Below are 11,280 nucleotides of genomic sequence, written 5' to 3'. Positions count from 1 at the left end.
ATAATCCTGTCTCACCGACCAAATATCATCAATGAAGAAGCAAATCCAATCGCCAAAGCAAGAGCTACGTAAGTGGCCAGCCGCCAAGCCAGTAGATCGTCAATTCCGGTTTTGATGAAAATCAACCGGATAAAAACAGCGCCAAGGATACCGATTAAAGAGCAGGCGATCCATGAAGGAAAATAAGCGCCATAAAGAGCGATCGTCGGATTTCGTTGACTGATACAACCGCTCAGAAACAATAGGGGTGAGGAAATGAGGCTAATCCGTTTCAACATAATCCGCCCCCTCGCAATATATGGTTTTATGCTTCTCATTCATTACAGATAGCTAATTAAAACCGAAAAGTTAAACCGATCAGGGGGCCATGCAGCGTGCTGTCAAACACCCGCCCATCCCTGCTATAATCAATGTCCATATATTTATAGCCCAAAGCCAGCGAAGTTTTATCGTTTATGGCATATTTGAGCGTTGCAATAGCCTGCACTGTGAGATCGGATCCGACATTGAACCCGCCGACATCGGCCTGAGTAACGAGCTGAAGCTTATCATTAAAATCATATTGAAGTCTGGCGCCAACCAAAGGATCGGCCCAGCCGAAACTGCTTTTTAAACGGTAATCCGCATGAAGAGGCGTATTGTTTATGCGCGCATTAAGTTTGAGATCGGTCCAGACGTGAAAAAACCGCACACCACCCAACGCATCGAGAGCAAAATTTTCATTTGACGCCACCCGATAAGCGCCCATAAAGGTACCGCTGAATATGGATGCATCGACTTTTACATCCAGATTTGTTGTCGCATGTCCAATAGGTAATGGAATTGGGCCAAAACCATGCGCTTCACTAAGGTTGACATACATAATGTCTGCCAGAAACCCGAATTCCCCATTCGTGCCCCAAGCATTTAAGAAAATAGCACCATTCAAATCTTCCAGCACATCGGAAAAGTCTTTTTCAATGCTAACGCTGGGCAGACGTCGAAAAGGTGAAATATCTCCTTTGAGGCCGGTCGCCCAAGCGTAAGGAGTGATTTCAAATTTCCAATCATTAGCCGGTTGAATATTTGTCACTTCGGGGGTGATCACGTCCGCCGCCATTGCAACAATAGGAGTCCCGATTGTGAAACAGGCGAGCAGCGAACATATACGACTAAGAGAATTCATCACCAGACCCGAGATAGAACTTCATTTTGAGATTTTAGCTTCAGCTTGATCAAAACTAAAACCGTGGTGTTTGCAACCTGCGAAAAGTCAACAGGGGAGTTACTAACCAGAAATACGGAATGTATGGTGAAAATCGTCCGTTCGGACCTTGAAACTCATTTCCATTGCGCTCGTCATTGCTGTTCTATAAAGCGTTTTATCAATTCAGTAGATAAGAAAATACAAAACTATTATCGAGGAATAGGTTATGTATCAGCAGAACGCGTTGTTTCAGCTATTTACCAAGGTATAAAATGCAAGCACTTGATATTCTATGGGTCGCTCTGGGGGGCGGTGCGGGTTCCGTGCTCCGTTGGTGGATCGGAAAAGTTGTTGGCGAGAATTACTCCGGAAAATTTCCGTTAGGAACGTTTTTGATCAATATATCTGGAGCGTTCGTGATTGGATTTTTGACCATTACATTCAATATGGAATGGCATGATCGTTTCGGTGGTTTTCTTACATCTGGAATTTTGACCGGTGTTCTTGGGGGCTATACGACATTCAGTTCAATGCAACTGGATGCAATTAAATTGGCCCGGAAACACTATGGCGGTTTGGCGGTGTTTTATCTTGTGAGTTCTGTTGTCGTCGGATTGATAGCAGCAGGCTTAGGCGCATCGCTTGCGCAAATTATTGGATAGGATGGGACGATGTTCAATACGATTATTCTCGTCTTTCTGGGCGGTGCGGTAGGTGCAGTGGCACGGGAACTCTTGATGCTGACGGTTCCTGATCTTGCTGACGGATTTCCTATGTCAATCTTTGTAGCGAATATCGTTGCGTCATTTTTACTAGGGATAGCTTCGGGCCTATCTGAAAAAGGCGCTCTGAGCCAAAATGCAAACCTGTTTATTGCCACCGGAGTTATGGGGGGGCTGTCGACATTCTCCAGCTTTGTATATGGCGGTTATGTTTTGATGACAGGCGGCACAAACGCGGTGTATGTGGCTTTGACCTATCTGGTAACCAGTGTCGTAATCGGCGCAATTGCACTCTATGTAGGTATGCGTCTGACGGGTGCACGCCTGTCGAGTTGAGCGGAATTTATCCCGAAAGTCGCACTATGAGAGCTGGTGTGAACCGATGAATAGAATATTCTTCGGTTCACAGATCTCAACAAGATTATCTAATTGCCGATTGGATCGTTTCAGGCGTCTGATTGTTGTTTGATTGAATGTAAAGCGTTTCGGATGGGAATGCGAAATCAGCACCTCTTGCGTGAACGATATCGATTATTTTCAAATAAAGTTCCTGTTGAGCAGCAAGCCAATCCGCCCAAACGGTGGTTTTGGTAAAGCAATAAATCATTATCTCAAGAGCAGAATCACCAAATCCATTAAAGAAAACCAACGTTGTCTGCCTATGATCAATTTTTTCATCGTTTTTGATCATAGTGCGAATGTCCTCAACGATATCGGCAATTTTTGCAGCATCTTCATATCGTAATCCGATGGTCGTATTGATCCGACGGTTGGTCATTCGGCCAGGATTCTCAACGCTGATTGTAGAAAACGCTGAATTCGGAACATAGAGCGGTCGATGATCAAAGGTCATGATTTTGGTCTGTCGCCAGCCAATTTCTTTGACGGTGCCTTCTATCTGACGATCGGGGGAGCTGATCCAATCTCCTATGCTGAACGGCCGATCGAAAAACAGCATTACGCCAGAAAAAAGATTACTCAAAACATCTTTGCCAGCAACGCCAATCGCTATGCCGCCAATGCCTCCGAAGGCCATTAATCCGGAAAGGCCGATCCCGAAATGCTCTCCAAAAAGCAAGACGAGTACCAAGAAAATTGACAGTTTGAGGACGCGCGCGATCAATCGAGCGGTTGTTGGATCATTGCTGCGGTTGATGTGGCTATAAGTCAGACGGTTGATCAACTGGAATGATTGCAGCATGGCCAGAATTGCCATCGCAAAAATCGATGTTGTATCCACCATGTCACTGGTGATGACGCTGATCTTAAAATGACCAAGCAATATATAAACCGCCTCGCGGATCGTCAGGATGAGGCCAAATACTGCTGCAATGAAAATAAGATGGGTTAAAATACTTTTGGCCCAGCGCTGATTGCGTCGCATCATGAGCCAAAGTGCTAGACTGGCTAAAAAGAGAAGCAGAATTATTGCTGCTAAAATCCAATACTCGGTCATTTTGCTCATGGTCTTATAATTTGGCGCCCTGCGCCAGAAGTTGCCGCGTGAAATCAGACATTTCACAATTCAACAAAAGTTCGAATTTGATCTGTCTACAAATTTAATAGCTGCGGCGCTTGAATTAAGAGTTAATCCATTAGCGATAAAAATCGTCGGATATATGTAATAGGCCTGCCAATGGGACGCAGATCTATTGAGCAGAACTGAATTATGCTCCTGGCTTGCTTTCGTAATCTATAGGATCTGATAAGCTGCTGGCCATTATCGAGGTGCTGATGAATGCAAAGAATTACAATAACAGTTGATGATGAGTTGATGTCCGATCTGGACAGTCTTATTGCCATGAAAGGTTATGCAAACCGATCAGAGGCAATCCGAGATTTGGTGCGCGCCAGTATAAAAGAGAATGCCATTTCGGCCGATAGTTTGCCCGATTGCGTGGGTGTATTGAGTTATGTTTATCAGCATAATGCGCGGGAACTTTCCAAGCGGCTGACTTCCTCGCATCATGAGCAGCATGATCTCTCAGTTGCATCACTTCATCTGCATTTGGATGCTGATTATTGCCTTGAGGTTAGTCTTTTGCGTGGTCCCGTCGACGAGGTAAAACAGTTCGCCGACTCGATAATTTCCCAACGGGCGGTGGTCCACGGTGACATATCGATTATTCCGCATGCAAACCAATCCGGCGTGCACGCCCACAATCACAGCCATAAGGATCGTGGTGAGGGTTAAAAGCGGTATTATTGCTTATAATTTTTCAATCGAAGATGATTTTCTGCGTCGGAAATCCGCGCTAGCAGCTCTTCATTATGGCTGATTGCCACCACGCCCAAATTGAACTTTTGCATCAATTTTTTCAACAAATACCAGATTTGTGCCTGAGCGACGGGATCCAATTCAGAGGTAATTTCATCAGCTATTAAATAACGCGGTCTGGTTCCAAGTGCTCTTAAAAGCGATACCCGCTGCAACTGCCCTCCCGATAATTCATGGGGAAATCGAGTGTTCCAATCAGGATCAAATCCGACCTCTTTCGCCAGATCGGGATCAACCGGTCCGGGCTCGCTGACAATTTCTTTAATACGCCAGCGAGGGTTCATCGCTGTGAGCGGAGATTGATATAAATATTGCACAGGCGAAATACCGCGCTTAATAGCGGCCCCGTCTAGCCAGACTTCACCCGCGGCGGGGGCCTGCAAGCCCGCTAATATGCGCCCAAGCGTTGTTTTTCCGCAGCCGGACGGTCCCGAAATGCAATAGGCTTGGCCGGGCAAGATTTTGAGCGAAACGCCTGAAAACAATATATTTTTAGAATAGCTGGCACTGAGCTTACGGGCTTCAAGCATAGACTTCAAAACCATTTTGCGGCAGCGCGCGCCAAAGTGAGCGCGCATAGTCGGAGGTCAAACCATCCCCGGAACCATTAAATGCGGAAGTGGGCAAGGTGCAGCTCATCTGGCCATCTCTGATCAGCGCTATGCGATCAGCCCGTGTTAGGGCTGGCATAAGATCATGAGTTATCAGCAAAACTGCGCCGCCCTGATCGGCATGTTTTCTTATCCGATCTAGCACCAAATCGCGTGTCGAGGGATCTAGCCCTGTTGTGGGTTCATCCGCTATCAAAAGGGGCGCTCCGGCGGTATTGGCCTGAGCCACGAGAATGCGTTTTGCCATTCCACCCGAGAGTTGATGCGGATAAAGCGAACCAACCTGAGGCGGCAGACCGACATTTATAAGCTGTTCATCCGCATTGACCTTGGTCCCTGCCCGCTCAGCAGCCCAACTGATTTGCTTGCCAACTCGCGCGGTCGGATCAAGGCAACTTATCTGCTGTGGCAAGAGACTAATTTCCCGGCCTCGCTTTTCTTCAATAATGTGTCGGTCAAGGACGACGCCATTATGGTAGATTTCGCCTTTCATGACGCAATTTTTGGGTAAAAGACCCATTATCGCGTGAGCGATCAAGCTTTTGCCTGCACCTGAAGGGCCTATCAATGCCACGACTTCGCCGGGCGCAACATCCAGTCTGATATTGCTCAATCGAGGGATCAGCTGCTGGCGTAACAAGCCATTGTATCGGCGAAACGAAATAGACAGGTCTCGAATTTTGAGCATTAGGTCTGAGCCTCCCTAGGGTTGATCAGGCGGCGCAAACCATTGCCAATCACGTCAAAACACAGCACCATGATCAGCAGTGCCAAACCCGGAAATACAGCAAGCCACCACCGACCGGCGCTGATGTAACGCGAGGCTTCTGAAAGCATGATGCCAATGGCTGGTCGCGACGGTTCCAGTCCGAATCCTAAAAATGTCATTCCCGCTTCGTGCAAAATGGCGTGGGGGAACATCAGCAAAAATCCGACAAGCATTTGCGGGATCAAATGCGGAACGATGTGATGAAACAGTATAAATGTTTGTGACTTACCGAAGCTGCGTGATGCTTCCACCCATGGCGCGGCCTTTACCTGCAATAGTTCGGCCCGCAAAATACGGGCAAAGCGCGGCCAATGCGAAACGGCTATGGCGATTATAACCGCACCAGTTCCGCCACCCAATGCAAAGCTGATAAGGATCAGCAAAACAAGATGCGGCATTGCTAGCATGCCATCTATTACGAAACTGCAAAACGCGTCCGCGGTCTGGCCGAAACCTGCGATCAACACAATTATCAGTCCGATAATTACGGAAAATGCGCCTGCGAATATTCCGACCTTTAGGCTGAGCGTTAAACCATGCATGGTGCGGGCGAACATATCTCGGCCCATTTGGTCGGTTCCAAACCAGTGGGACCAGGACGGCGGCATGTCGCGATTAGCAAAATTGGCGCGAATACCCGTATCACCAAAACTAAATGAAGAAACTGCGATGCCGAAGATGATGGCGAGAGCTAGGAGAGCGCTCGCAAGGGTGAAAATGCGGCTATTGGAAGCGAGTTCTTTCAATTCCTCGCCCTCAATCGCGGATCAACCACATGATAAAGAATATCTGCAATCATATTCGCCGTCGAAACGACAATTGTCGTCAACAAAGCAATGGCCAAAAGCAACGCCACGTCGCCACGAATACCGGCCTCTACGGTAGCGCGGCCCAAGCCGGGCCAGGCAAAAATCTGTTCGGCTAAAATAGCTCCACCAAAGATTTCACCAATGCTTGCAAATAAAACCGTTAAAGCAGGCAGAGCTGCATTTCTGATGCCATGCCGCAAGATAATATTGGCTTGGCTCGCGCCCTGCGCACGCGCAAAAACAATATAATCTGATTGCAAAACTTCGATCAGCTTAGCCCGTGAATGCAGTGCGATTTGCGCTACTCCAAACAAGGTCAGCGCGGTCAAAGGCAAAATGAGATGATGGAGGTGTTCGGAAAATGTGACTTGATCAGAAGGAACGCCAATCGGACCCGCACAACAGATCGGCGTCCAACCCAATTTAACCGAAAACAGCGCCAACATCAGCATTCCCAACCAGAAAGTCGGGGTGGCTGCTAAAATATAGCAATAGATCCTGATGATGCGATCAATCCAGCGGCCTTCAAAAGCTGCCGCTATCAAACCGAGCAAAAATCCCAGCAAGCCGGATAGAATCCACGCTAAACCGGTGAGTAAAAGCGATTTCCCAATGCGGCTGCTGATTACCTCACTGACGGATGTATTATAGGCGGTGCTAAATCCCAGATTTCCATCCAGAAGATTATTACCCCATCGCAAGAATTGCTCAAGGAAAGGACGATCTAGCCCCCATAAAGCTGCGATTTGCGCTTTTTGTTCTGGTCCTACATGAGCAAACGCAGATCCCAGATACGCATTCACAGGGTCTATTGGTGAGAGTTTCATCAGCGTGAACACCGATAAAGCAACGGCGAACACCAATGCACAAAGGCGCAATATACGTGTTGTTAGAAAGGCTATGATCTGGCTGGTCACTGGCAGGTCCACCGCCAGTTAGCAATTGTTGCGGTTATCGGCCAACCATGACCGTGTGGCTCGATTTGCGTCTTACCAACATCGAGACATTGATTTACGAAATAAACGTGATTGATATTGACCAACCAAGCCCAAGCATTGTCCCCTTTGACACCATAATATTCTGCGGCTTCTGACCAAAAAGGCAAAGATGCTTCAAGGCTTTGAGCACTTTGGGCTTTGTTGAATAATGCTTCTACCTTAGAATTCGCATAGTAGGTGGGGTTCATATATTCCACGCCACCTAATTCCGCAGCAAAGAGACTGTAGATTTGATAGGGTGAATGACTACCAAATCCGAATAATACCGGCTCTGAATTCATAACCCGGCCGATAGAATCCCAATTGCCACCCCGCGGGGTCGCTTCAATGCCCAATGGTAGCAAAAGCTCGGCGGAGATTTCAGCAAGTGCCTGACGGGTCGGGTCGCTAGCGGGATAATTTATCGGGAACGCCGCACGTATGCCGTCTTTGGTGCGAATTCCATCAACGCCCACGATCCAGCCGGACTCATCAAGCAGCGCTTTGGCTTTATCAAGTTCAAAATCAACGCGGTCGGCCTTGCCAGCCCAAGGAAGTCCGTCGGCTGGCCCATAGGCGGGCGTTCCATGACCATGCAACACGACATCGACCACCAGATCGCGATCAATCCCGATATTAATGGCTTTTCTTATTGCCGGATCGGAAGTGACCGCATGACCAATTTTGCGTCCATCAATCTCATGAGGTTTTGAAAAGGGCAGACTGATCCCCCGATTATCAACGGTCACTACCGGGACCGCATGAAAGCCATTGGGAACAGCGCTTGCAAGTTGTGCCGGCACCGCAACCATATCGACGACACCGGCATTGGCAGCCGCTAGCCCAGCATCTGAACCCGTGAACAGAAATGTGATTTTTTCGAATGGCCCGGTCTCGCCATAATAATCCTTATTGCGCTCGACGATTAATTGCTCGCCTTCATTCCAGGCAACAAGCTTGTAAGGCCCTGAACCAATTGGATTGCGCCCATAATCAGCTGAATAGGATGCAGCAGGTACAATGCCGAGAGTATAAAACGCCTCAACAAACGTAATCCATGGTTTTTCAAGGGTAATGCGAAGCGTTGATTTATCGAGAGCTTCAGCTTTCACCATTACCCGCAAATCAATAGCATTTGCTGATTCTTTTGCCTTATTGAAGGTAAAGGCGACATCTTCAGCCGTTACCGGCTTACCATCGGAAAACACTGCATCATTGCGCAGTTTGATAGTCCAGACGGTGCGATCTTCCGACAATGTCCATTCTGTGGCGAGGTCTGGCCTTGTATCAAGATTTATATCGCGACGGAGTAATGTGGATTGGAATAAGGGATTTCCATATCCGCCCCATCCTGCCAATGGATCAAATCCATTATCTGGCTCTCCGCCAATGGCCAGCACCAATGAATCTTTCGAATTAGCCTGCGCAAACATGGTGAGTCCAAATAGACAGACCGTAGCCAAAGCAACTCCACGCAGGATCATAAGCTTCCCTCAAAAGTATGATGTTTTACAAAAATGATCATACTGAGAGAAAAAATTGCGGGCAACAAAAAATAGAATTTAGTTGCATTTACTAAGAAGAATATTTCTTGGATGAAACAGTGCCCGCACGTAAATGCGCGCGGACACCGAAGATCTGACGCTTTAATAGCGCTGATAGGTCTTTTATTTTTACTTTTCCATTTCCCATAGGTCGAAAGCATTTTCGCCGTAGAGGTTCTTATCAAGACCGTCGATTTGGATTGAATCGGACACCCGCAGAATTCCGAAGGAATCAATGACTTTCAGCAGTAGCCAAGTGATTGCGGATGCATAAACTGCAATCAATGCAACCCCAAAGAGCTGAACTCCCAACTGATACGCTCCAGCAGAGACTGCATTAATGTGAGGGCTTGCAAGCAGACCGATCAAAATTGCGCCCGTCATGCCGCCCACGCCGTGAGCACGCCAGACTTCCAGAGCATCATCAATTTTGAGCCATCTTTGCACATATTTGGCATTAAAGCAGACGCTGGCGCCAATCGCACCAATCAGGATTGCTGTGATTGGTTCGACATAACCCGCGGCGGGGGTGATGGTGGCAAGGCCTGTGACTGCTCCGACCAACACGCCCGAGAATGTCGGACGGCGTGTTTCCATCCACTCCCACAGCATCCAGACGAGCATTGCAATGGAACCGGCCAGCATCGTATTGGTGAAAGCATAAACTGCAAGCGCGTCGGCCGCATAAGCACCGCCAGCGTTGAAGCCAAACCAGCCAAACCACAATAGACCCGCGCCTATCGCAACCAATGGTAAGCTGGCATGTTCTGATTCAGCTGCGCCGGGACGCAATACGCGTTTGCCAAGATATTTCGCCGCGACAAGGGCCGAGAAACCAGCCGATACGTGGATGACAATACCGCCAGCGAAGTCCACAACACCAAGTTTCGAGAGGAAACCGCCACCCCAGATCCAATGCGCTGCTGGAAGATAGACAATTATGGTCCACAGTGCGACGAAAATGAGATAGGCACCAAATCTGAAACGTCCGACGAACGCGCCTGTCATCAGCGCTGGGGTGATAATCGCAAACATCATCTGATATGCGAAGACTGTCATGAACGGAACGTCATCTGCATAGGCAGGATTTGGTTTAATCCCGACATTATACATTCCAAAATAGGTTGTGATGTCACCAATGACACCGCCCACTGTGGGGCCGAATGCCATGCTGAACCCGCCAAAGACCCAGATAAGCCCTACGACGCCCATACAGACAAAATTTTGGATCATGATTGAGAGAATGTCGCGTTGACGGACAAGTCCCCCATAAAATAGCGCTAGCGCGGGTGTCATCATGCAGACAAGTGCCGTGCAGATCAGAATAAACGCGGTATCGCCTGAGTTTATCGTGTGCATTTTAGCCTCGGTTAGAAGAATGATCAGCTGCTCGTTTTCTTATGCGTAACCAGATGCTGTGCCACGGGTTTATGGGGATGTGGCGCCAGAAGCTTTTTAGGAGCAATGAAAAGATAAAGGGTTAGAACATAAGGTGCAGTGAAAGAGGGCAGCCCAACGGAAGGCATAATCACGTCATAGGCACCTTGAATGAAGACTGTTACGATTGTCGCCAGCGCTGCGTAGGCAATGACTTTGCCATCTGTCTTCAAAAACACTGTGCCCACGGCAATTGCTGTTAAAACAGGGCTAAATCCGTAAAGACCTTGAATCACGACAGCAGGATCTGCACGCATCGCAATTGCCATGATTATGGCAATAAGAGACCCGAAGATCGCCGCTATCCCCGCCGGACGGGAAGCAATGAAGATGCCAAGCAGGATAATCGCTCCGCTTATTTCATTGCCCAGCAAAAATACTTGCGCAATGTTACGGAAGAAAATCTCAACAAGCTCAACAAGTGACGGGATTGAAACCTCGCCCTGCAAATAGTCGGTTGCAAGCTTGGGCGTGTCGCCGGTCACATCCAGAGTTCCAAATGCGTATGCACCAGCCACCATCAGCCAGCCGGTTAGAACAAATGGTCCGGTTGATCCGGGAATGCCCCAACTTTTTGTCAGCGTGGCGCTAAATGCTGCTGTGACAACAGTGCTAAGCGCCGAGCCGACAATGATGTAAAACCACAGCGAAGGCGATGCTGCAATGAAAGTTGGCAAAGCAACGCCGACAAGAATCCCGTTAAATCCGAACAGGCCAGATCCAATGGACGGCTCATCACAGTCTAACAATTGCGCGGTCAGTGTGGCCACGATCAGGCCGATCACCGCACCAATTGTTGTTGCCCAAACGCCAGTCGCAAAAGACGCATATGCAATAGCTGAGAGGAACAGGAGGCCCGTAAAAGAGTTTTCCATAAAGAAAACCTGACCCGCCCCACGCAGACAAGCAGACACGAAATTATTCTTATTTTGTGTCATATCGTAAAC

13 protein-coding genes are annotated in these 11,280 nt (G+C 48.2%); 3 read left to right on the top strand and 10 right to left on the bottom strand.

Features of this window, described 5'->3' with window-relative positions:
• Positions 1–11 precede the first annotated feature (11 nt).
• Positions 12–278, bottom strand: coding sequence for a YtcA family lipoprotein (locus C7374_RS11535; protein ID WP_111575778.1), 267 nt, complete (start codon positions 276–278; stop codon positions 12–14).
• Between the two features lie 56 nt (positions 279–334).
• A complete protein-coding gene (locus C7374_RS11530; protein ID WP_111575777.1) occupies positions 335–1,165 on the bottom strand; it encodes an outer membrane protein in 831 nt (276 codons plus the stop codon).
• Positions 1,166–1,458: 293 nt separating this feature from the next.
• On the opposite strand from C7374_RS11530, the gene crcB reads away from it, so the two are divergent.
• On the top strand, positions 1,459–1,848 hold the full coding sequence (gene crcB, locus C7374_RS11525; RefSeq protein WP_111575776.1) for a fluoride efflux transporter CrcB: 390 nt from the start codon (positions 1,459–1,461) through the stop codon (positions 1,846–1,848).
• A gap of 9 nt (positions 1,849–1,857) precedes the next feature.
• Positions 1,858–2,244 (top strand): CrcB family protein, encoded by a 387-nt coding sequence (locus tag C7374_RS11520; protein WP_111575775.1) that lies wholly within the window; start codon positions 1,858–1,860, stop codon positions 2,242–2,244.
• An 85-nt stretch (positions 2,245–2,329) separates the two neighbouring features.
• Here the strand turns inward: C7374_RS11520 and C7374_RS11515 are convergent, their stop codons facing one another.
• Positions 2,330–3,364 (bottom strand): mechanosensitive ion channel family protein, encoded by a 1,035-nt coding sequence (locus C7374_RS11515; protein WP_280969939.1) that lies wholly within the window; start codon positions 3,362–3,364, stop codon positions 2,330–2,332.
• 282 nt (positions 3,365–3,646) lie between these two features.
• On the opposite strand from C7374_RS11515, the gene nikR reads away from it, so the two are divergent.
• On the top strand, positions 3,647–4,102 hold the full coding sequence (gene nikR, locus C7374_RS11510) for a nickel-responsive transcriptional regulator NikR (protein ID WP_111575773.1): 456 nt from the start codon (positions 3,647–3,649) through the stop codon (positions 4,100–4,102).
• An 8-nt stretch (positions 4,103–4,110) separates the two neighbouring features.
• Here the strand turns inward: nikR and C7374_RS11505 are convergent, their stop codons facing one another.
• From C7374_RS11505 to yut, 7 genes are all read right to left on the bottom strand, one after another.
• On the bottom strand, positions 4,111–4,716 hold the full coding sequence (locus C7374_RS11505; protein WP_111575772.1) for an ABC transporter ATP-binding protein: 606 nt from the start codon (positions 4,714–4,716) through the stop codon (positions 4,111–4,113).
• Positions 4,709–5,485: an ATP-binding cassette domain-containing protein gene (locus tag C7374_RS11500; protein WP_111575771.1), complete on the bottom strand. Its 777-nt coding sequence runs from the start codon at positions 5,483–5,485 to the stop codon at positions 4,709–4,711. The genes C7374_RS11505 and C7374_RS11500 overlap by 8 nt, the downstream gene beginning before the upstream one ends.
• Positions 5,485–6,312 (bottom strand): ABC transporter permease, encoded by an 828-nt coding sequence (locus C7374_RS11495; protein ID WP_111575770.1) that lies wholly within the window; start codon positions 6,310–6,312, stop codon positions 5,485–5,487. Before C7374_RS11495 ends, C7374_RS11500 begins: the two co-directional genes overlap by 1 nt.
• Positions 6,309–7,292, bottom strand: coding sequence for an ABC transporter permease (locus tag C7374_RS11490; RefSeq protein WP_245412643.1), 984 nt, complete (start codon positions 7,290–7,292; stop codon positions 6,309–6,311). The genes C7374_RS11495 and C7374_RS11490 overlap by 4 nt, the downstream gene beginning before the upstream one ends.
• Positions 7,289–8,836 (bottom strand): ABC transporter substrate-binding protein, encoded by a 1,548-nt coding sequence (locus tag C7374_RS11485; RefSeq protein WP_170130245.1) that lies wholly within the window; start codon positions 8,834–8,836, stop codon positions 7,289–7,291. The genes C7374_RS11490 and C7374_RS11485 overlap by 4 nt, the downstream gene beginning before the upstream one ends.
• Before the next feature lie 189 nt (positions 8,837–9,025).
• On the bottom strand, positions 9,026–10,255 hold the full coding sequence (locus tag C7374_RS11480) for an ammonium transporter (RefSeq protein ID WP_111575769.1): 1,230 nt from the start codon (positions 10,253–10,255) through the stop codon (positions 9,026–9,028).
• A 23-nt stretch (positions 10,256–10,278) separates the two neighbouring features.
• Positions 10,279–11,271 carry an urea transporter gene (yut, locus tag C7374_RS11475; RefSeq protein WP_111575768.1) on the bottom strand — a complete coding sequence of 331 codons (993 nt, stop codon included), beginning with the start codon at positions 11,269–11,271 and terminating at the stop codon, positions 10,279–10,281.
• Positions 11,272–11,280 lie beyond the last annotated feature (9 nt).

Origin of the sequence: Falsochrobactrum ovis (genome assembly GCF_003259955.1) — a bacterium.
GTDB classification, from domain to species: Bacteria; Pseudomonadota; Alphaproteobacteria; order Rhizobiales; family Rhizobiaceae; genus Brucella; species Brucella ovis_A.
This window is presented reverse-complemented; position numbering and strand designations above follow the sequence as displayed.

Bases quoted from the DNA above. Each gene is read 5' to 3' on its own strand.
- C7374_RS11535 (WP_111575778.1), bottom strand. From the start codon at position 278: ATGTTGAAACGGATTAGCCTCATTTCCTCACCCCTATTGTTTCTGAGC.
- C7374_RS11530 (WP_111575777.1), bottom strand. From the start codon at position 1,165: ATGAATTCTCTTAGTCGTATATGTTCGCTGCTCGCCTGTTTCACAATC.
- crcB (WP_111575776.1), top strand. From the start codon at position 1,459: ATGCAAGCACTTGATATTCTATGGGTCGCTCTGGGGGGCGGTGCGGGT.
- C7374_RS11520 (WP_111575775.1), top strand. From the start codon at position 1,858: ATGTTCAATACGATTATTCTCGTCTTTCTGGGCGGTGCGGTAGGTGCA.
- C7374_RS11515 (WP_280969939.1), bottom strand. From the start codon at position 3,364: ATGACCGAGTATTGGATTTTAGCAGCAATAATTCTGCTTCTCTTTTTA.
- nikR (WP_111575773.1), top strand. From the start codon at position 3,647: ATGCAAAGAATTACAATAACAGTTGATGATGAGTTGATGTCCGATCTG.
- C7374_RS11505 (WP_111575772.1), bottom strand. From the start codon at position 4,716: ATGCTTGAAGCCCGTAAGCTCAGTGCCAGCTATTCTAAAAATATATTG.
- C7374_RS11500 (WP_111575771.1), bottom strand. From the start codon at position 5,485: ATGCTCAAAATTCGAGACCTGTCTATTTCGTTTCGCCGATACAATGGC.
- C7374_RS11485 (WP_170130245.1), bottom strand. From the start codon at position 8,836: ATGATCCTGCGTGGAGTTGCTTTGGCTACGGTCTGTCTATTTGGACTC.
- C7374_RS11480 (WP_111575769.1), bottom strand. From the start codon at position 10,255: ATGCACACGATAAACTCAGGCGATACCGCGTTTATTCTGATCTGCACG.
- yut (WP_111575768.1), bottom strand. From the start codon at position 11,271: ATGACACAAAATAAGAATAATTTCGTGTCTGCTTGTCTGCGTGGGGCG.